At 66.2% G+C, this 19,615-nt stretch carries 16 protein-coding genes; 13 read left to right on the plus strand and 3 right to left on the minus strand.

The window, feature by feature from the left end; genetic code table 11:
• Positions 1-52 precede the first annotated feature (52 nt).
• The 7 genes from hyi (at position 53) to NMG10_RS02880 (ending at position 7,958) form a co-directional block, all read left to right on the plus strand.
• Positions 53-835, plus strand: a complete 783-nt coding sequence (gene hyi / locus NMG10_RS02850) for a hydroxypyruvate isomerase (protein ID WP_186715579.1) — start codon at positions 53-55, stop codon at positions 833-835.
• 179 nt (positions 836-1,014) lie between these two features.
• The gene (locus NMG10_RS02855) at positions 1,015-1,908 is read left to right on the plus strand and encodes a 2-hydroxy-3-oxopropionate reductase (protein WP_232856780.1); all 894 of its coding nucleotides are present in this window, start codon (positions 1,015-1,017) and stop codon (positions 1,906-1,908) included.
• A 218-nt stretch (positions 1,909-2,126) separates the two neighbouring features.
• The gene (locus NMG10_RS02860) at positions 2,127-3,401 is read left to right on the plus strand and encodes a glycerate kinase (protein ID WP_254463808.1); all 1,275 of its coding nucleotides are present in this window, start codon (positions 2,127-2,129) and stop codon (positions 3,399-3,401) included.
• Positions 3,398-4,813, plus strand: coding sequence for a pyruvate kinase (pyk, locus tag NMG10_RS02865; RefSeq protein ID WP_232856782.1), 1,416 nt, complete (start codon positions 3,398-3,400; stop codon positions 4,811-4,813). The genes NMG10_RS02860 and pyk overlap by 4 nt, the downstream gene beginning before the upstream one ends.
• A gap of 183 nt (positions 4,814-4,996) precedes the next feature.
• Positions 4,997-5,872: an urea transporter gene (locus NMG10_RS02870; protein WP_254463809.1), complete on the plus strand. Its 876-nt coding sequence runs from the start codon at positions 4,997-4,999 to the stop codon at positions 5,870-5,872.
• 45 nt (positions 5,873-5,917) lie between these two features.
• On the plus strand, positions 5,918-6,739 hold the full coding sequence (locus NMG10_RS02875; protein ID WP_203651729.1) for an ion transporter: 822 nt from the start codon (positions 5,918-5,920) through the stop codon (positions 6,737-6,739).
• A gap of 220 nt (positions 6,740-6,959) precedes the next feature.
• The gene (locus NMG10_RS02880) at positions 6,960-7,958 is read left to right on the plus strand and encodes a sulfate ABC transporter substrate-binding protein (protein WP_028692830.1); all 999 of its coding nucleotides are present in this window, start codon (positions 6,960-6,962) and stop codon (positions 7,956-7,958) included.
• A 111-nt stretch (positions 7,959-8,069) separates the two neighbouring features.
• Here the strand turns inward: NMG10_RS02880 and NMG10_RS02885 are convergent, their stop codons facing one another.
• Positions 8,070-8,999: a class I SAM-dependent methyltransferase gene (locus NMG10_RS02885; RefSeq protein WP_254463810.1), complete on the minus strand. Its 930-nt coding sequence runs from the start codon at positions 8,997-8,999 to the stop codon at positions 8,070-8,072.
• Between the two features lie 161 nt (positions 9,000-9,160).
• Between NMG10_RS02885 and NMG10_RS02890 the strand changes: the two genes are divergently transcribed.
• From NMG10_RS02890 to NMG10_RS02905, 4 genes are all read left to right on the plus strand, one after another.
• Positions 9,161-9,814 carry a DsbA family protein gene (locus NMG10_RS02890; protein WP_203651723.1) on the plus strand — a complete coding sequence of 218 codons (654 nt, stop codon included), beginning with the start codon at positions 9,161-9,163 and terminating at the stop codon, positions 9,812-9,814.
• Entirely contained in the window at positions 9,811-10,914 is a 1,104-nt protein-coding gene (locus tag NMG10_RS02895) for an efflux RND transporter periplasmic adaptor subunit (RefSeq protein ID WP_232856566.1), read from the plus strand. The genes NMG10_RS02890 and NMG10_RS02895 overlap by 4 nt, the downstream gene beginning before the upstream one ends.
• A gap of 36 nt (positions 10,915-10,950) precedes the next feature.
• A complete protein-coding gene (locus NMG10_RS02900; protein ID WP_203651721.1) occupies positions 10,951-14,028 on the plus strand; it encodes a MexW/MexI family multidrug efflux RND transporter permease subunit in 3,078 nt (1,025 codons plus the stop codon).
• Positions 14,029-14,106: 78 nt separating this feature from the next.
• Positions 14,107-15,474 carry a TolC family outer membrane protein gene (locus NMG10_RS02905; RefSeq protein ID WP_254463811.1) on the plus strand — a complete coding sequence of 456 codons (1,368 nt, stop codon included), beginning with the start codon at positions 14,107-14,109 and terminating at the stop codon, positions 15,472-15,474.
• A gap of 675 nt (positions 15,475-16,149) precedes the next feature.
• Here NMG10_RS02905 and NMG10_RS02910 read toward each other — a convergent pair.
• Together NMG10_RS02910 and NMG10_RS02915 are read right to left on the minus strand one after the other, a co-directional pair.
• Positions 16,150-17,046 carry a LysR family transcriptional regulator gene (locus tag NMG10_RS02910; RefSeq protein WP_203651719.1) on the minus strand — a complete coding sequence of 299 codons (897 nt, stop codon included), beginning with the start codon at positions 17,044-17,046 and terminating at the stop codon, positions 16,150-16,152.
• A gap of 453 nt (positions 17,047-17,499) precedes the next feature.
• The gene (locus tag NMG10_RS02915) at positions 17,500-17,706 is read right to left on the minus strand and encodes a hypothetical protein (RefSeq protein WP_232856572.1); all 207 of its coding nucleotides are present in this window, start codon (positions 17,704-17,706) and stop codon (positions 17,500-17,502) included.
• On the opposite strand from NMG10_RS02915, the gene NMG10_RS02920 reads away from it, so the two are divergent.
• The gene (locus NMG10_RS02920; RefSeq protein ID WP_232856563.1) at positions 17,629-18,816 is read left to right on the plus strand and encodes a hydroxymethylglutaryl-CoA synthase; all 1,188 of its coding nucleotides are present in this window, start codon (positions 17,629-17,631) and stop codon (positions 18,814-18,816) included. The genes NMG10_RS02915 and NMG10_RS02920 overlap by 78 nt on opposite strands.
• A 5-nt stretch (positions 18,817-18,821) precedes the next feature.
• Positions 18,822-19,604: an enoyl-CoA hydratase-related protein gene (locus tag NMG10_RS02925; RefSeq protein WP_110739294.1), complete on the plus strand. Its 783-nt coding sequence runs from the start codon at positions 18,822-18,824 to the stop codon at positions 19,602-19,604.
• Positions 19,605-19,615 lie beyond the last annotated feature (11 nt).

Raw genomic sequence — 19,615 nt, forward strand, 5'->3', positions numbered from 1 at the left:
GCCTGACGCCCCCGCGCATTGCGCGGGGGTCTTCAACGCAAGGAGACGACTTATGCCTCGCTTCGCCGCCAACCTGTCCATGCTGTTCACCGAACAGGACTTCCTGGCCCGCTTCAAGGCCGCCGCCGACGCTGGTTTCAGCGGCGTCGAATACCTCTTCCCGTACGATTTCAGCGCCGCCGAGATCAAGCAGCAGCTTGACGCCCACGGCCTGACCCAGGTGCTGTTCAACCTTCCTGCGGGCGATTGGTCGAAAGGTGAGCGCGGCATCACCTGCCACCCCGACCGCGTCGAAGAATTCCGCGCTGGCGTCGACAAGGCCATCGAGTACGCCAAGGTGCTGGGCAACACTCAGGTCAATGCCTTGGCCGGCATTCGCCCCGAAGGCCTGGACTGCGCCACCGTGCGCAAGACCTTCGTCGACAACCTGCGCTACGCCGCCGACAAGCTCAAGGGCGCCGGGATCCGCCTGGTCATGGAAATGATCAACACCCGCGATATCCCGGGCTTCTACCTGAACACCACGAAGCAGGCCCTGGAAATCCAGGCCGAGGTGGGCAGCGACAACCTGTTCCTGCAGTACGACATCTATCACATGCAGATCATGGAAGGTGACCTGGCTCGCACCCTGGAAACCAACCTGAAGCTGATCAACCACGTGCAGCTGGCCGACAACCCGGGCCGCCACGAGCCGGGCACCGGCGAGATCAACTACCGCTTCCTGTTCGAGCACCTGGACCGCATCGGCTACCAGGGCTGGGTGGGCGCGGAGTACAAGCCCAAGACCACCACCGAGGCCGGCCTGGGCTGGCTCAAGACCCACAACGCAATTTGAGACACACGCCGGCCCCTTGTAGGAGCGGCCTTGTGCCGCGAAAGGGCTGCGCAGCAGCCCCGGCAATCTACCGGCGTGATTGAGATCGTGGGGCCGCTACGCGCCCCTTTCGCGGCACAAGGCCGCTCCTACAGGGGCCTGGCCGCCTGTTCATACAAATACAAAGAGGCAGAACTCTCATGGCTAAAATCGGTTTCCTCGGCACCGGCATCATGGGCAAGCCCATGGCCCAGAACCTGCAAAAGGCAGGTCACAGCATCTTCGTTTCCACCCACCACGACGCCGCACCGGCCGACCTGATCGCCGCCGGCGCCGTGGCCCTGGCCAACCCGAAGGAAGTGGCCCAGGAAGCCGAGTTCATCATCGTCATGGTCCCGGACACCCCGCAGGTCGAAAGCGTCCTGTTCGGTGAGAACGGCGTCGCCGAAGGCGTCGGCCCGAACAAGGTGGTGATCGACATGAGCTCGATCTCCCCCACCGCCACCAAGGCCTTCGCCGAGAAGATCAAGGCCACTGGCGCCGCCTACCTGGACGCCCCAGTGTCCGGCGGCGAAGTCGGCGCCAAGGCCGCGACCCTGAGCATCATGGTCGGCGGCTGCCCGAAAGCCTTCGAGCGCGCCCTGCCGCTGTTCGAAGCCATGGGCAAGAACATCACCCGCGTCGGCGGCAACGGCGACGGCCAGACCGCCAAGGTGGCCAACCAGATCATCGTCGCCCTGAACATCCAGGCCGTTGGCGAAGCGCTGCTGTTCGCCGCCAAGAACGGCGCCGACCCGGCCAAGGTGCGTGAAGCGCTGATGGGCGGCTTCGCCTCGTCGAAGATCCTTGAAGTACACGCCGAGCGCATGATCAAGGGCACCTTCGATCCGGGCTTCCGCATCAACCTGCACCAGAAGGACCTGAACCTGGCCCTGCAAGGCGCCAAGGAGCTGGGCATCAACCTGCCCAACACCTCCAACGCCCAGCAAGTGTTCAGCACCTGCGTGGCGCTGGGCGGCGGCAACTGGGACCACTCGGCGCTGATCAAGGGCCTGGAGCACATGGCCAACTTCTCGATCCGCGACGACAAGTAAGCCTGTACCGGCCTCTTCGCGGGGCAAGCCCGCTCCTACAGAAATGCGTGGTCCGTGTAGGAGCGGGCTTGCCCCGCGAAGAAGCCAACACCGATGAACCTGCAACCCCAGGCCCATCAGGTGAAACCGAGCAACACCCGCCCCTGGTTCGGCCTGCACGGAGGCAGTTCCAGGGGCGTTTTCGATTTTGCAGAACAACAAGAATCTGGGAGCCTGCCATGTCGGTCGATCCACAAAAACTCCTGCGCGAACTGTTCGACACAGCCATCGCCGCCGCCCACCCCCGCCAGGTCCTCGAACCTCACCTGCCCGCCGACCGCAGCGGCCGGGTCATCGTCATCGGCGCCGGCAAGGCCGCCGCGGCCATGGCCGAAGTGGTCGAGAAAAGCTGGCACGGCGAAGTCTCCGGCCTGGTGGTCACCCGCTATGGCCATGGCGCCAGCTGCCAGAAAATCGAGGTGGTCGAAGCCGCCCACCCGGTCCCCGATGCCGCCGGCCTGGCCGTGGCCAAGCGGGTGCTCGACCTGGTCAGCAACCTGAGCGAAGACGACCGCGTCATCTTCCTGCTGTCCGGCGGCGGCTCGGCCCTGCTGGCCCTGCCCGCCGAAGGCCTGACCCTGGCCGACAAACAGCAGATCAACAAGGCCCTGCTGAAATCCGGCGCCACCATCGGCGAGATGAACTGCGTGCGCAAGCACCTCTCGGCGATCAAGGGCGGCCGCCTGGCCAAGGCCTGCTGGCCGGCCACCGTCTACACCTACGCGATTTCCGATGTGCCCGGCGACCTCGCCACGGTCATCGCCTCCGGCCCCACCGTGGCCGATCCGAGCACCTCGGCCGACGCCCTGGCGATCATCAAGCGCTACGACATCGACGCGCCCAAGGCCGTCATCGACTGGCTCAACAACCCGGCCTCCGAGACCGTCAAGGCCGATGACCCGGCCCTGGCCCGCAGCCACTTCCAGCTGATCGCCAGGCCCCAGCAGTCGCTGGAGGCCGCCGCGGTGAAAGCCCGCCAGGCCGGATTCAGCCCGTTGATCCTCGGCGACCTGGAGGGCGAGTCGCGCGAAGTGGCCAAGGTGCATGCCGGCATCGCCCGGCAGATCGTCCTGCACGGCCAGCCGCTCAAGGCACCCTGCGTGATCCTCTCCGGCGGCGAGACCACCGTCACCGTGCGCGGCAACGGCCGTGGCGGGCGCAACGCCGAGTTCCTGCTCAGCCTCACCGAAAGCCTCAAGGGCCTGCCCGGCGTGTACGCCCTGGCCGGCGACACCGACGGCATCGATGGCTCCGAGGACAACGCCGGCGCCTTCATGACCCCGGACAGCTTCGCTCGCGCCGAGGCCCTGGGCCTGTCGGCCAGCGATGAGCTGGACAACAACAACGGCTATGGCTACTTCGCCGCCCTCGACGCGCTGATCGTCACCGAGCCGACCCGCACCAACGTCAACGACTTCCGTGCCATCCTGATCCTCGAGACTCCGCAATCATGACGCCTGATAAAAAAGTCAAAATCCTCGCCACCCTCGGGCCTGCGATCAAAGGCATCGATGACATACGCCAGCTGGTCGAGGCCGGGGTAAATATCTTCCGCCTCAACTTCAGCCACGGCGAACACGCCGACCACGCCCTGCGCTACCAGTGGATCCGCGAAGTCGAGCAGCAGCTCAACTATCCGCTGGGCATCCTCATGGACCTGCAGGGGCCGAAGCTGCGCGTCGGCCGTTTCGCCGACGGCAAGGTCCAACTGCAACGCGGCCAGGCCCTGCGCCTGGACCTGGACAAAACCCCGGGCGACAGCCGCCGGGTCAACCTGCCGCACCCGGAAATCATCGCCGCGCTGGAGCCGGGCATGGACCTGCTGCTGGACGACGGCAAGCTGCGCCTGCGCGTCACCGCCAAGCACGGCGACGCCATCGACACCGAAGTGCTGGCCGGTGGCGAGCTGTCCGACCGCAAGGGCGTCAACGTGCCCCAGGCGGTGCTTGACCTCTCCCCGCTGACCGAGAAGGACCGCCGCGACCTGGCCTTCGGCCTGGAGCTTGGCGTGGACTGGGTGGCGCTGTCGTTCGTCCAGCGCCCCGAAGACATCGTCGAGGCGCGCCAGCTGATCGGTGACCGCGCCTACCTGATGGCCAAGATCGAGAAGCCCTCAGCGGTCGAGCAGTTGCAGGCCATCGCCGAGCTGTCCGACGCGATCATGGTCGCCCGTGGCGACCTGGGCGTGGAAGTGCCGGCCGAGAGCGTGCCGCAGATCCAGAAAGGCATCATCGGCACCTGCCGCCAGCTGGGCAAGCCAGTGGTGGTGGCAACCCAGATGCTCGAATCGATGCGCTTCTCCCCGGCCCCGACCCGCGCCGAAGTCACCGACGTGGCCAACGCCGTGGCCGAAGGCGCGGATGCTGTGATGCTGTCGGCCGAGACCGCCTCGGGCGACTACCCGCTGGAAGCGGTGCAGATGATGAGCAAGATCATCCGCCAGGTGGAAAACGGCCCGGACTACCAGGCCCAGCTCGACGTCGGCCGGCCCAAGGCCGAGGCCACGGTGTCGGACGCCATCAGCTGCGCGATCCGTCGCATCAGCGGCATCCTGCCGGTGGCGGTGCTGGTCAACTACAGCGAGTCGGGGGCCTCGACCCTGCGCGCCGCCCGCGAGCGGCCACGGGCGCCGATCCTCAACCTGACGCCGAACCTCAACACCGCACGCCGCCTGAGCGTGGCCTGGGGCGTGCATTCGGTGGTCAACGACCGCCTGCGCCAGGTCGACGAGGTGGTCTCCACGGCGCTGGAAATCGCCCAGGCGCAAGGCATGGCCAGCCGTGGCGACACGCTGCTGATCACCGCCGGTGTGCCTTTCGGCAAGCCGGGTTCGACTAACACCTTGCGGATCGAGACCTTGGTTTGAGATCGCCTGGGGCGCCCTGCGCCCCTTTCGCGGCACAAGGCCGCTCCTACAGGAGACCGCAATCCCTTGTAGGAGCGGCCTTGTGCCGCGAAAGGAGGGCAAAGCCCTCCCGATGCACCGAACCCGCGGAAAACCGAGGCCCAAAGAGGCCCACCGCTCCCCCACCCACCTTACCGACTGCCCATGTACACCAAGAATTTCGTCAACCCGTGCCCCGACTGGGCCACGGCCTTGCTCAACGGCTTCAGCCAGGTGCTGCTGCTGCGCAATCCCCTGTGTGGCCTGTGCTGCCTGCTGGCCATCCTGCTGACCGCGCCGAACCTGGTCGGCGGCGCCCTGCTCGGCGCCCTGGCCGGCCTGCTCACCGCCCAGCGCCGCGGCTACGACCGCGCCGATCGCCAGGCCGGGCTGTACTGCTACAACGGCGTGCTGATCGGCATCCTGATCAGCGCCGTGCTGCCTTGGTCGGCGATCCTGCCGCCACTGATCATTGCCGCCGGCGGCCTGTCGAGCATGCTCACCCACCAGTGGCGCAAGCGTGGCGGCAAGCTGCTGGTCGCCTATACCGCGCCCTTCGTGCTGCTGGGTTGGGCCACCCTGCTGCTGGCCAAGCCCTCGATCAGCAGCTTTGTCGAGGCAGACCCTGTATATGCCCTGCTGCGCGGCGTGGGGCAGATCTTCCTGCTCGACAAGCCCATGGCCGGCCTGCTGATCGTCATCGGCATGTACTTCGCCAACCCCTATGCCGCCACCTGGGCGCTGATCGGCTCGGCCATCGGTGGCGGTGTCGCGCTGCTGGCGGGCGAGGCACAAGGGGCCTGGCTGGGGCTGTACGGTTTCAATGCGGCACTGGCCGCGCTGGCCTTCAGCCGCCAGGGTGAGAAGCCTTGGGTGACCTTGCTCGCCATCGCCTGCGCCCTGGTGCTGCAACCTCTGTTCAACCTGCTGCCGATCGCCGGGCTGACCGCGCCGTTCGTCACCGCCTGCTGGCTGATGCACCTGGGCAACCACCTGGCCCAGGTCAACCAGCGCCGTAACGCGCCTCGCTTGCACAGCTGAAACACAGCCCCTAGGCTCTGCCCATTCGCACAATGGAACGCGCCCATGGACAACCCTTCGAGCCTGCGCGAGCGGCTCTACGTCATCGTCTTCCAGACCGACACGGTCGCTGGAAGACGCTTCGACAAGATCCTCCTGCTGATCATCCTCGCCAGCCTGGTCACGGTGATCCTCGACAGCATCGACGATGTTCACCAGAACTACGCCGGGCTGCTGGCCGGTATCGAGTGGGGCTTCACGGCGATCTTCCTCGCCGAATACATCACCCGCCTGTACTGCTCGCCCAAGCCGCTGCGCTATGCCTTCAGCTTCTACGGGCTGGTCGACCTGCTGGCGATCGTGCCCGGGATCATCGCCCTGTACTACAGCGACGCCCAGTACCTGCTGATGATCCGGGTGATCCGCATGCTGCGGATCTTCCGCGTGCTCAAGCTCAGCCCCTACCTGAAGCAGGCCCACTACCTGCTGGCGGCGCTGCAGGGCAGCAAGCAGAAGATCATCGTGTTCCTGGTCAGCGTGTCGACCCTGGTCACGGTGTTTGGCACGCTGATGTATGTGATCGAAGGGCCGGAGCACGGCTTTACCAGCATTCCCAAGGGCATCTACTGGGCCATCGTCACCCTGACCACGGTAGGCTTCGGCGATATCGTGCCGAAGACGCCGCTGGGGCAGGTGCTGTCGTCGCTGGTGATGATCACCGGTTACTCGATCATTGCCGTGCCCACCGGCATCTTCACCGCCGAATTGGCCAATGCCCTGCGCGGTGAGCAGTTGCAGCATGACTGCCCGACCTGCGCCAAGCATCACCACGAGCATGGCGCGGCGTTCTGTTCGCGGTGTGGCAATGCGTTGTTTCCCAAGCAGTGAGGCTGACTGTGCTGGCCCTTTCGCGGGTAATCCCGCTCCCACAGGGATTTCGCAGTGTTCAAGGGCTGCTGAGTACCTGTGGGAGCGGGTTTACCCGCGAAGAGGCCGGCACTGACAACGACATAACCAAAGACCGTTTTGTTCTTTAACCCACGCAAAGCCACCCGCTATAGTCGCTGGCAAATCGCCAACCCTTTGAACCAGAACAAGGAATGCCCCAGTGAAAAAACTCTTCAGCGCCTCGCTGCTCGCCGCGGGCCTGGCCCTGGGCAACCTCGCCCAGGCCGCCCCGACCCTGCTCAACGTCTCCTACGACGTGATGCGTGACTTCTACAAGGACTACAACCCGGCGTTCCAGAAGCACTGGGAGGCCGAGCACAAGGAGAAGGTCAATGTGCAGATGTCCTTCGGCGGCTCGAGCAAGCAGGCGCGCGCGGTGATCGATGGCCTGCCGGCCGATGTGATCACCATGAACATGGCCACCGACATCAACGCCCTGGCCGACAACGGCAAGCTGGTGCCGGACAACTGGGTGAGCCGCCTGCCGAACAACAGCGCGCCGTTCACCTCTGCCACCGTGTTCATCGTGCGCAAGGGCAACCCCAAGGCGCTGAAGGACTGGCCGGACCTGCTCAAGGACGGCGTGCAGGTGATCGTGCCCAACCCCAAGACCTCGGGTAACGGCCGCTACACCTACCTCTCGGCCTGGGGCTACGTGCTCAAGCAGGGCGGTGACGAAACCAAGGCCCGCGACTTCGTCGGCAAGCTGTTCAAGCAGGCGCCGGTACTGGACACCGGTGGCCGCGCCGCCACCACCACTTTCATGACCAACCAGATCGGCGACGTGCTGGTGACCTTCGAGAACGAGGCCGAGATGATCGCCCGCGAGTTCGGCCGCGACCAGTTCGAGGTGATCTATCCAAGCGTGTCGGCCGAGGCCGAGCCGCCGGTGAGCGTGGTGGACAAGGTGGTAGCCAAGAAAGGCACCCAGGCCGTGGCCGAGGAATACCTGAAGTACCTGTGGTCGCCAGAGGCTCAGGAGATCGCCGCGAACAACTACCTGCGCCCGCGTGACGCCACCGTACTGGCCAAGTACACCGACCGCTTCCCGAAAGTCGACTTCCTGTCGGTGGAGAAGACCTTCGGCGACTGGCGCACCGTGCAGAAGACCCACTTCAATGATGGTGGTGTGTTCGATCAGATCTATACGAACAAGTAACCAACGCCCCCTGTAGGAGCGGGCTTGTCCCGCGATGGCGTCAGCCCAAGCAATGATGTTGCCTGGTCTGACGCCATCGCGGGACAAGCCCGCTCCTACAGGAGTCCTGCCTCAGGCCTGCTGGCAGAACACCAGGGCTTTGAGGCCACCCTCCGGATCCGCATCCGGAAACTCCGGCGGATTCTCCAGCCGCTCGACAAACGCCAGCCCCGGCGCCTGCTCGGCCATCCCCTCGATGAGAAACTGCGGTCCGATCCCCGGGTCGTTGACGCAGGCCAGCACCGTGCCGCCTTCAGTCAACAACTCCGGCAAACGCCGGAGGATCTTGGCGTAGTCCTGGGTCAGCACGAAGCTGCCGCGCTGGAAGGTCGGCGGGTCGATGATGATCAGGTCGTACGGCCCGTACTTGCGCACCTTGCCCCACGACTTGAACAGCTCATGCCCCAGGTACGCCACCCGCGAGGCGTCATGGCCGTTGAGCCGGTGGTTGTCGCGGCCCCGGGACAGCGCCGACTTGGCCATGTCCAGGTTGACCACCTGCTCGGCGCCGCCAGCGATCGCCGCCACCGAAAAACCGCAGGTGTAGGCGAACAGGTTGAGCACGCGCTTGCCGGCCGCCTGCTCGCGCACCCAGCGTCGGCCATAGCGCATGTCGAGAAACAGGCCGTTGTTCTGGCGCACGCCCAGGTCGAGCAGGTACTTCAGGCCATCCTCGACCACCTCGCGCTGCTGGCACGGCGCGCCCCACAACCACTGGCCGGGGCTGTCCGGCAGGTAGCGGTGCTGCAGCAGGATGGCCTGGCCGGTCCACTGCGGGCGTTCGGCCAGCGCCATCAGCATGGCTTCAAGCTCTGCCAGCTGGCCCTCGGGCGGCTCGCGGAACAGCGCCACCAGCAGCACGCCATCGAGCCAGTCGACGGTGATCTGCTCGAGCCCCGGCCAGCAGCGGCCACGACCATGGAACAGGCGGCGGGTCTCCTGGGGGGCGGGATCGAGGGCGGCGAGCAGGTGCTGCTCAAGGGTGGCGATGGCTGGGCTCATGTCGGCTACGGTCAGGCAAAAGCGCCATTCTACCTGCTCGCGGCCGGGCCGGGCGGCCATCGATGAAGGGGATGAGAGGGTTTGCGGCACTTTTGTCGCTTTTTTCTTGCCGGGGCGCTGTGGATAGTGCGGCCATCCCTCCCTGAAACCGGATCACTGCCATGTCACCCCTGAAAGTCGAATTCTTCCACGATGTCGTCTGCGGCTGGTGCTTCGTCCTCGCCCCGCGCCTCAAGCAGCTGCAGGACGAACTCAACCTGGACATCCAGCACCGCAGCTTCATCCTGCAGACCAGCCGCGAGGCGATGGTCGAGCGCTTCGGCTCGATGCCCAAGGCCAAGGAAACCATCCTCAGCCACTGGCTGTCGTGCTCGCGCGCCGAGGACGTCAAGCGCATCAACATCGAAGCCATGCGCCAGCAGGACTTCGAATACCCCACCGGCCTGCTCGCCGGCCTCGCCTGCCAGACCGCCAAGGCGCTGGGCGGCAACGAAGGCCACGAGCGTATGTTCGACCGCCTGCAGGAAGCCCACCTGGTGCAGGCCCGCAACATTGGCGACCGCGCCACCGTGCTGGCGGTCGCCACCGAGGCCGGCTTCGACCCGCAGGCCTTCGCCACGGCATTCGACCAACAGGCCCCGCAAATGCTCGACGAAGAGCTGGCCCTGGGCCGCCGCCTGGGCATCAGCTCGGTACCCAGCCTGGTGATCGATGGCCGCTACCTGGTCCCCGGCGCCCTGAGCCTCGAGCAACTGCGCCAGACCTTCATCCAGGTCCGTGCCAACCAGAACCAGGCACAAGGAGCCGCACAATGAACAATCGCTACTGGATCGCCGCCGGCACCTCGCTGTCGCTACTGGCCATGGCCCTGCTGCCCGCCCCGGCGGTGATGGCCAACGACGCCCCCGCCGCCCAGGCCAACGCCACCCCGGTGGCGGTCGCCCGGGTGCAGTCCGGCCCCATGCCGCAGGTGCTCAGCGCCGTCGGAACCCTGGAGGCCGTGCACCAGGTCAATGTCTCGCCGGAAGTCGGCGGGCGCATCACCGCGCTGGAGTTCACCGCCGGCAAGGCCGTGGCCGCCGGCCAAGTGCTGGTCAAGCTCAACGACGCGCCCGAGCGCGGCGAGCTGGCCAAGCTGCAGGCCCAGGCCAAGAACGCCAAGCTGGCCCTGGAGCGCACGCGCAAGGTGCTGCCGCTGGCCTCCACCCAGGCCCAGCTCGACCAGGCCCAGGCCAACTACGACCAGTTGCTTGGCGAGATCGCCCAGGTCCAGGCGCAGATCGCGCAGAAGACCATCCGCGCCCCATTCGCCGGCGTGCTGGGCATTCGCAAGGTCAACCTCGGCCAGTACGTCAGCCCCGGCGACAGCCTGGTGACCCTCACCGAGCTGTCGCGCCTGCATGTCAACTTCCCGCTGCCCGAGCAGTCCGCCGCCGCCCTGCAAGCGGGCCAGGCCATCACCCTCAAGGTCGACGCCTGGCCGCAGCAGCGCTTTGTCGCCGCGGTCACCACCCTGGAGCCGCAGATCGATCCGGGTGCCCGCTCCATGCAGGTGCAAGCGACCCTCGACAACCCCGGCCAGCAACTCAAGCCGGGCATGTTCGCCAACGTCAGCATCGAGCTGCCGAGCCACGCCGACGTGCTCAGCGTGCCGGAAACGGCGATCAGCTACAGCGCCTACGGCAACTCGCTGTACGTGCTGCGCGAGAAGGACGGCGCGCTGCGCGTGGAGCAGGTGTTCGTCAAGCTCGGCGCCCGCCGCGACGACCGTGTAGTGGTGCTCGACGCGCTGACACCGGGCGACCGCGTGGTGGTGTCCGGGCAGATCCGCCTGAGCAATGGCATGCCGGTGCGGGTCACCGACGACACCCTGGCCGCCAGCACCACGCGCAAGCCGGACCTGGCCCAGCAGTAATGGGTTTGCGTGCCACTGAAAAGGACCTGTAGCACCATGAAATTCACCGACCTGTTCATCCGCCGCCCGGTACTGACCCTGGTGGTCTGCGCGATGATCGTCATGCTTGGCCTGCTGGCGCTGCTGAACCTGCCGATCCGCCAGTACCCGCAGCTGGAAAGCGCGACCATCACCATCACCACCGAATACCCCGGCGCCCGCTCGCAGCTGATGCAGGGCTTCGTCACCCAGCCCATCTCGCAAGCCGTGGCCTCGGTCGACGGTGTCGACTACCTGAGCTCGACCTCGACCCAGGGCAAGAGCGTCATCAGCGTGCGCCTGAAGCTCAACGCCGACTCCAACAAGGCCCTCACCGAGATCATGGCCGCCGTCAACCAGGTCAAGTACCGCCTGCCCGAAGGCGCCTACGACTCGGTGGTGGCCAAGTCCTCCGGTGAAGGCACGGCGGTGATCTACATCGGCTTCTCGAGCAAGGACATCGGCCTGCCGGCGATCACCGACTACATCTCGCGGGTGGTGCAGCCACGCGTGGCGGCCATCGACGGCGTCGCCGAGGCGCAGATCCTCGGCGGCCAGAAACTGGCCATGCGCCTGTGGCTGGACCCGGCGCGCATGGCCGCGCGCAACCTGTCGGCCAGCGACGTGGCCGAGGCCATACGCCAGAACAACTTCCAGGCCGCCCCCGGGCAGACCAAGGGCCAGTACGTCTCGGCCAACATCAACATCAACACCGACCTGACCAGCGTCGACCAGTTCCGCCAGATGGTGGTGCGCCGCGACGGCGACACGCTGATCCGCCTGAGCGACATCGGCACCGCCGAGCTCGGCGCCACCTCCTACGACACCAGCGGCATCATGGACGGCGAGCCGGCGGTGTTCATCGGCCTGCACGCCACCCCCGCCGGCAATCCGCTGACCATCGTCGGCGCGGTGCAGGAGATGATGCCGCAGATCCGCGAGACCATGCCGCCGGGCATGACCGCCAACATCGTGTTCGAAGTGGCGCGCTTCATCCAGGCGTCCATCGACGAGGTGGTCAAGACCCTGGTCGAGGCCGTGGTGATCGTCGCCGTGGTGATCTTCCTGTTCCTCGGCTCGCTGCGCAGCGTGCTGATCCCGCTGGTGACCATCCCGCTGTCGCTGATCGGCGCGGCGGCGATCATGAGTCTGTTCGGTTTCAGTATCAACCTGCTGACCTTGCTGTCGATGGTCCTGGCCATCGGCCTGGTGGTGGACGACGCCATCGTCGTGGTGGAGAACGTCCACCGCCATATCGAGGAAGGCAAGTCGCCCTTGCAGGCGGCGCTGGTCGGCGCCCGCGAGATCGCCGGCCCGGTGATCGCCATGACCCTGACCCTGGCCGCGGTGTACGCACCCATCGGCCTGATGGGCGGGCTCACCGGCGCGCTGTTCAAGGAGTTCGCCTTCACCCTCGCCGGCGCCGTGGTGGTGTCCGGCGTGGTGGCGCTGACCCTGTCGCCGGTGATGAGCGCCTTCCTGCTCAACCGCCAGGCCAGCGAAGGGCCGATGGCCCGTGGCGCCGAGCGCTTCTTCCAGTGGCTGGGCAAGGGTTACGGGCGTGTGCTGGACGTGTCCCTGCACCACCGCTGGCTGACCCTGGCGATTGCCGCGGCGGTGTTCGTCAGCCTGCCGATCCTCTACCTCGGCGCCCAGCGCGAACTGGCGCCGGTCGAGGACCAGGCCCAGGTGCTGGCAGTGGCCAAGGCCCCTCAGTACGCCAACATCGACTACACCGAGATGTACGCGCACCGCATGGACCGCCTGTTCGCCACCTTCCCGGAAACCGACATCACCTGGGTGGTCAACGGCAACGACGGCCCACGCACCGCGTTCGGCGGCGCCAACCTGAGCACCTGGGAAAAACGCCAGCGCAGCGCCGACCAGCTGCAGGCCGAGATCCAGAAAGCCGTCGGCGAGATCGAGGGCGTGGCCATCTTCGCCTTCCAGCTGCCGCCGCTGCCCGGCTCCACCGGCGGCCTGCCGGTGCAGATGGTGATCCAGAGCTCCCAGGACCACCGCGTGGTGTTCGACGCCATGGACAAGATCAAGCAGGCGGCCATGGCCAGCGGCCTGTTCGCCGTGGTCGACTCCGACCTGGACTTCAACAGCCCGCTGGTCAACATCAACATCGACCGCAGCAAGGCCAACGACCTGGGCATCAGCATGCAGGCCATCGGCGACGCCCTGGCGGTGCTGGTGGGCGAGAACTACGTCAACCGCTTCGCCCTCGACGGCCGTTCCTACGATGTGATCCCGCAGGTGGCGCGAGCCCAGCGCCTGTCGGCGGAGATGCTGGTCGGCCAGTACGTCAAGGCCGCCAACGGCGCCCAGGTGCCGCTGTCGACCCTGGTCAGCTTCGACATGTCGATCGAGCCCAACAAGCTGACCCAGTTCAACCAGCTCAACTCCGCCACCCTGCAAGCGGTGCCGGCGCCGGGCGTGAGCATCGGCGACGCGGTGCAGTTCCTCGCCGCCCAAGCCAATGCCCTGCCCACCGGCTTCAGCCATGACTGGCTGTCCGATGCCCGCCAGTTCGTCCAGGAAGGCAGTGCCCTGGTGGTGACGTTCATCTTCGCCATCCTGGTCATCTACCTGGTGCTGGCGGCGCAGTTCGAAAGCCTGCGCGACCCGCTGGTGATCCTGGTCAGCGTGCCGATGTCGGTGTGCGGCGCGCTGATCCCGCTGTACCTGGGCTACGCCACGGTGAACATCTACACGCAGATCGGCCTGGTGACCCTGGTCGGCCTGATCAGCAAGCACGGCATCCTCATGGTCGAGTTCGCCAACGAGCTGCAGCAGGCCGACCAGCTCGACCGCCGCACGGCCATCGAACGCGCCGCGCAGATTCGCCTGCGGCCGATCCTGATGACCACCGCGGCCATGGTGGTGGGCCTGGTCCCACTGTTGCTGGCCAGCGGCGCCGGTGCCCACAGCCGCTTCAGCCTGGGCCTGGTGATCGTCATCGGCATGCTGGTCGGCACGCTGTTCACCCTGTTCATCCTGCCCACCGTGTACTCGCTGCTGGCCAAGGACCACCGCGCCAGCGAAGACCCACGCCTGCAGGAACTGGCCGCCTACACCCAGCCGGCCTGACCCCTTCGCCCGCCCTCCCCTGTGGCAGCCGTGATCGGCTGCCCCTGGGAGCGGCCGGCCCGAATTAAGAGAAACGACATGCTACGTAAGACCCTTCTGCCCCTGCTGCTCCTGGCGCCCCTGGCCCAGGCCGTTGCCGCCGAGCGTGCGACGCTGATGTCGGTGTACGCCCAGGTGGTCGAGCACAACAGCGACATGGCCGCCGCCCGCGAGAACTACCTGGCCCGCCGCGAGGCCGTGCCCCTGGCCCGCGCCCGCCTGCTGCCGCAGGTGGCCCTGGATGCCGAGGCCGGCGACGTGCGCAGCGACCGCCGCCAGGTCGAGCAGCGCAGCGGCAGCCTGTACCGCCTGAGCCTCGACCAGCCGTTGTTCGACCTCAGCCGCTGGTTCGACTTCAAGGCCGCGCAGTCCGAGAACGAACAGGCCGAACTGGACTTCTCGGCGTTCCAGCAACAGCTGATCCTCGACACCGCCAGCAGCTACTTCGACACCCTGCTGGCCGAGGACAACCTGGCCACCGCCAAGGCCGAGCTGCGCGCCTTCGACCGCCAGTTGCAGCAGACCCGGCTGAGCTATGACGCCGGCCTGTCCGACCAGAACGACATGCTCTCGGCCCAGGCCAGCTTCGACCGCGCCAGCGCCAACCTGATCGACAGCCAGCGCCGCAGCGAAGACGCCTACCAGGCGCTGATGCGCCTGACCGGCCAGGCGCAACCGGCATTGGCCGGGATCCGCCACAGCCTGCCGGTGCAGGCGCCGGTGCCCGAGCGCGCCGACGCCTGGGTCGAGCAGGCCATGGCGCAGAACCTGCGCCTGCGCGCCAGCCAGGCCGCCGTCAGCCAGGCCGGCCAGACCCTGCGCAGCAGCAAGGCCGATCACCTGCCGACCTTCAACCTGGCCATGGGCTACGCCGAGGGCGACAGCGACCTGATGGACTCCAGCGCGCACTTCGGCCAGCGCCCCGGCAACCAGCGCGACAGCTCGGTGATGGTGCAGATGAAGCTGCCGCTGTTCAGCGGCGGTGGCACCAGCGCGCGGGTGCGCCAGGCCACCCATGAGCTGGCGCGCACCGAGTACGGCCGCACCAGCCTCGAGCGCGAGGTGCTGGAAGGTTCGCGCAACGCCTTCCGCGCGGTGGTCAGCGATGTCGAGCAGGTGCGGGCGCGACGCCAGAGCATTGTCTCCAGCCAGGGCTCGTTGCGGGCCACCGAGGCGGGGTATGAGGTGGGCAGCCGCAACATCGTCGATATCCTCGATGCGCAGCGCGACCTGTACAACGCGGTGCGCGACTACAACGTCTCGCGCTATGCGTACATCGTCGACAGCCTGCGGCTCAAGCAGCAGGCCGGCAGCCTGAGCCCGGATGACCTGCGCGAGCTGGCGGGGTATCTGAAGCTGGATTACGAGCCGGAGCGGGACTTCCTGCCGAGTGATCTGCGGGGTTGACTGGGAGCACTGCCCAGTTCGATCTTTCACACGAAGTAGGTGGCCGCCGTACGCGGGGTGAGAAACCGACGCACTGAAGCCGGCCAGACCAAAGTCTGCCCGCGTACGGCAACCATGAAACATTGACCTGGCAGCGCCCGAATCGCGGGGCAAGCCCGCTCCCACGACAGCACTTTGGAGCGAGAAACAAATGGTGGCAGCCGTGCACGGGGTGAGAAACCGAGGCGCAAGAAAAACTCGGCCAGACCGAAGTCTGCCCGGGCACGGCTGCCATAACTGGATTGCCGATACTTTACGCCTCGGGTTCTCACGCCCGGTCACCTGGTGTGGCGACCCAGTGAAGTTATCCGTGGGGTATTTCCCCGACAACGCGGCGGCTTCCGGCAAGCGCGTAGGGTAGATCCCAAGCTTTGCTGGCTGAAGCATTTGGTTTCAGGTTCGGAAAGATCTGACAGTCTTCGAGATGGCTGGGGGGCTGCCGCTTAGGGCGCAAAGTACCAGCGTGGGAGCGGGCTTGCCCCGCGATCACCGGCGAAGCCGGTGCCAAACACCGCATCGCGGGGCAAGCCCGCTCCCACGCTGCCCCAGTTAAATCAAAGAATTGTATTTTGCTTCATGAAAGCGGCCTTGTGCCGCGAAAGGGCTGCGCAGCAGCCCCGGCTAACGCCCCAACAATCACCCCGGCCGATACTCCCGACACCGCTCCCGCAGTATCTGCGCCAGCAACCGCACCTCGGGACTGTGCCGGTACTCCTCGGGATAACCCATGTACATCGGCACCTCCCGCTCACGCTGATGCTGCAGGTTGACCCGCACCAGCCGCCCTTGCGCCAACCCCTGCTGCACCCGATGCTCCGGCAACCAGGCAAAGCCCATCCCCCGTTCGACGAAGCTCTCGGCCGCCGCCAGGCTGCTCACCGTCCAGCGCTGCGAGGTCCCCAGCCAGCCACTGTTCTGCGAATTGCGCGTGCCGGAATCGCGGATCACCACCTGCCGGTGGTTCTTCATGTCGTCCAGGCTCAACTCCCCCTGCGCCTCGCTCAGCGGGTGGCTGGCCCCCACCACGCAGACCAGCGAGACATTGAGCAGGAACTCCTGCAGGTAGCCGGAAGGCAGGCTGCTGGCGATACCCAGCTCGACCTTGCCGTCTTCGAGCAGCTCGCGGGCCCCGGACAACGCCGTTTCGTACAGGCGGATACGGTGATCCTTGTACTCCAGGGCAAACTCCTGCAACGCCTGCTGCAGCAATTCGATGGGGAACAGCACATCCACCGCCAGCGCCTGCTCGGTGAACAGCCCGGGCTGGTACTGGTTGGCCAGGTGCTCGAGCTTCTGCGCCGCCCCCAGCAGGTGCTTGGCCTGGGGCAGCAGGGCCTTACCCAGGGAGGTGAGCACGGCCTTGCGGCCTTCGATGATGAACAGCTCCTGGCCCAGGAGCATTTCCATGCGGTTGACCGAGTGACTGATGGCCGACTGCGACTTGTACATGTGCTCGCCGGCCTGCTGGAAACCGCCGCACTCGACCGTGCAGACGAACGCGCGCCACTGATCGAGACTGATCTTGGAAAACACCACTACCTCCTTGTGTACCCGAAAGCCGGGCGACGAATCCTTTGTCCTGCGGCGTTGTACCACAGCTGCGTACGACACATGAAGACCATGCCGCGATGCACGCACTTTTTGTCACTATTCGCCCGGCGCGGTTCGTGCGACAACAACCTCCCTCACGGTGCCCGGCACTAATGGATGAATAATGGACAAGGAAGTCCCGACCATGCAGATATGCACAAGCGATACGGCATAAATATATAGCCAAAACAACAGGTCAATCAGGCGATAACACCGCCATAAAATTTTCATATTAAAACAATTGAAAATTTTAATTGCCCAATTGTTCGACAATCCGCTCATCCCCCTTTGCACAAGCCGCGTGGTATCACGGGGCGCACGCCTGTGCGCGATAAATAAACGCCGAACTTTCCACCCTCAAAAAACCATGAACTGGCGTCATCAATCCCATCGGAATTATTCGCTTTTTTTGCCAAAAGCTTCAGCCGCAATAATTAAATGGCCAGCAGGGCCTGGCACCGGAACAACAAGACCGGTTGTGTATTTTGGGATTTTTTCAACAGTGAAAAATAATTGGGCATACACATGAAAATCGGCATTGATGATATTGGGCTGTCTGTACCGCAACACTTTTTCGCACTGGAAGAACTTGCCGAACGGCATGGTATCGATCCGCAGAAATACCTGGTCGGCATCGGCCAGGAGTTCATGGCCGTGCCGGCCCCGGACGAAGACATCGTGACCCTGGCGGCCAACGCCACCCTGCCGCTGCTCGATGACGCCACCCGCGCCTCGATCGCCACGGTGATCCTCGCCACCGAGAGCGGCATCGACCAGTCCAAGGCCGCCGGCCTGTTCGTCCACAGCCTGCTCGGCCTGCGTGCCGACTGCCGCGTGGTGGAGTTCAAGCAGGCCTGCTACGGCGCCACCGCCGGCTTGCAGATGGCCCGTGCGCTGGTCGCCCAACGCCCTCACGAGAAGGTGCTGGTGATCGCCACCGACATCGCCCGCTACGAGCAGAACTCCGAAGGCGAATGCACCCAGGGCGCCGGCGCCGTGGCCATGATCGTGGCCGAGAACCCGCGCCTGCTGGAGCTGCACCCGCACCAGGGCCGCTACAGCCTGGACGTCTCGGACTTCTGGCGGCCGAACCTGCGCAGCACCGCGCTGGTCGACGGCAAGCTGTCGATCGAGGTCTACCTGGAGTCGCTGCGCAACGCCTGGCAGAGCTACCGCGCCGACGGCGGCCTGGGCCTGGAAGACATGAGCTTCCTGTGCTTCCACCAACCGTTCACCAAGATGGCGAAGAAAGCCTTCTCGGTGTTCGAGGCGATCGAACCCGAAGCGGCCAAGGCCCTGGGTGAGAAGGCCTATTCCACCAGCCAGCTGTACGGCAAGGCCATCGGCAACTGCTACACCGCCTCGCTGTACATCGCCCTGCTGTCGCTGCTGGACAACAGCGACGAGGACCTGACCGGGCGCAACATCGGCCTGTTCAGCTACGGCTCGGGCAGCGTCGGCGAGTTCTTCAGCGCCACCGTGGTGCCGGGCTACCAGGCCCATTCGCGGCGCAAGGCGCATGCGCGCATGCTGGCCAGCCGCACCCGCCTGGGCCATGAGCAGTACAGCAGCTGGTTCTACGGCGACAACCACCCGGCCGTGGCCGACTACAGCACCCCGTACGTCACCGGCGGCGCGTTCCGCTACGGCGGTTGCGAGGGCTATCGCCGTCAGTACGAGAGCACCGCCCTGTCCCTGAAGATGGCGAGCTGACGACCATGAGCGACGTGCTGCTGAGCTGGCCGCAACCCGCGGTCGCCTGCCTGACCCTGAACCGTCCGCATGCCGGCAACGCCCTCGACGAGGCCCTGCTCGGGGCCTTGCACGAGCAGCTGCAGGCCCTCGCCGAGCACCCGGGGCTGCGCGCCCTGGTGCTCGACGGCGCCGGCGAGCACCTGTGCACCGGGGCGGACCTGGAGTGGATGCGCCGCAGCCGCGACTTCGACCATGCGCGCAACCTGGAGGACGCCAGCCTGCTGGCCAACGTCCTGCAGCGCCTGGACGACTTCCCGGTGCCGGTGTTGATGCTGGCCCGCGGCGCGGTGTTCGGCGGGGCCCTGGGCCTGCTGTGCTGCGCCGACCACGTGCTGGCCGCCGAGGATGCGCGCTTCTGCTTCAGCGAGGCGCGCCTGGGCCTGGCCCCGGCCTTGATCAGCCCCTACGTGGTGCGCGCCATGGGCGTGCGCCAGGCACGGCGCTACATGCTCTCGGCCGAGGTGTTCGGCACCGAGGATGCGCTGCGCCTGCAGCTGGTCCACCGCCTGGTGCCCGCCGCCGAGCTGGAGCAGGCCCGCGACCGCTGGCTGGCCACCCTGCTGCAGACCGGCCCCCAGGCCAGTCGCGAGATCAAGCAGATGCTGGCGCGCCTGGCAGGCCGCGACCACCTGCTCGACGAGCAGGGTTGCAACCTGCAGCTGATCGCCCGCCTGCGCACCTCCAGCGAGGGCCAGCACGGTCTTGCCGCCTTCTTCGAACGCAGCCGCCCCGACTGGGCGCAATGAACCCTGGGTGC

Origin of the sequence: Pseudomonas sp. DVZ6, assembly GCF_024259445.1 — a bacterium.
In the GTDB taxonomy this organism is placed as follows: Bacteria; Pseudomonadota; Gammaproteobacteria; order Pseudomonadales; family Pseudomonadaceae; genus Aquipseudomonas; species Aquipseudomonas peradeniyensis.

What these genes read in the sequence shown, in the direction of transcription:
- NMG10_RS02925 (WP_110739294.1), top strand. Translation starts at nt 18,822, where the DNA reads ATGAGCGACGTGCTGCTGAGCTGGCCGCAACCCGCGGTCGCCTGCCTG.
- NMG10_RS02900 (WP_203651721.1), top strand. Translation starts at nt 10,951, where the DNA reads ATGAAATTCACCGACCTGTTCATCCGCCGCCCGGTACTGACCCTGGTG.
- NMG10_RS02860 (WP_254463808.1), top strand. Translation starts at nt 2,127, where the DNA reads ATGTCGGTCGATCCACAAAAACTCCTGCGCGAACTGTTCGACACAGCC.
- NMG10_RS02895 (WP_232856566.1), top strand. Translation starts at nt 9,811, where the DNA reads ATGAACAATCGCTACTGGATCGCCGCCGGCACCTCGCTGTCGCTACTG.
- NMG10_RS02890 (WP_203651723.1), top strand. Translation starts at nt 9,161, where the DNA reads ATGTCACCCCTGAAAGTCGAATTCTTCCACGATGTCGTCTGCGGCTGG.
- NMG10_RS02920 (WP_232856563.1), top strand. Translation starts at nt 17,629, where the DNA reads ATGAAAATCGGCATTGATGATATTGGGCTGTCTGTACCGCAACACTTT.
- NMG10_RS02855 (WP_232856780.1), top strand. Translation starts at nt 1,015, where the DNA reads ATGGCTAAAATCGGTTTCCTCGGCACCGGCATCATGGGCAAGCCCATG.
- NMG10_RS02885 (WP_254463810.1), bottom strand. Translation starts at nt 8,999, where the DNA reads ATGAGCCCAGCCATCGCCACCCTTGAGCAGCACCTGCTCGCCGCCCTC.
- pyk (WP_232856782.1), top strand. Translation starts at nt 3,398, where the DNA reads ATGACGCCTGATAAAAAAGTCAAAATCCTCGCCACCCTCGGGCCTGCG.
- NMG10_RS02915 (WP_232856572.1), bottom strand. Translation starts at nt 17,706, where the DNA reads ATGCCGTTCGGCAAGTTCTTCCAGTGCGAAAAAGTGTTGCGGTACAGA.
- NMG10_RS02875 (WP_203651729.1), top strand. Translation starts at nt 5,918, where the DNA reads ATGGACAACCCTTCGAGCCTGCGCGAGCGGCTCTACGTCATCGTCTTC.
- NMG10_RS02905 (WP_254463811.1), top strand. Translation starts at nt 14,107, where the DNA reads ATGCTACGTAAGACCCTTCTGCCCCTGCTGCTCCTGGCGCCCCTGGCC.
- hyi (WP_186715579.1), top strand. Translation starts at nt 53, where the DNA reads ATGCCTCGCTTCGCCGCCAACCTGTCCATGCTGTTCACCGAACAGGAC.
- NMG10_RS02870 (WP_254463809.1), top strand. Translation starts at nt 4,997, where the DNA reads ATGTACACCAAGAATTTCGTCAACCCGTGCCCCGACTGGGCCACGGCC.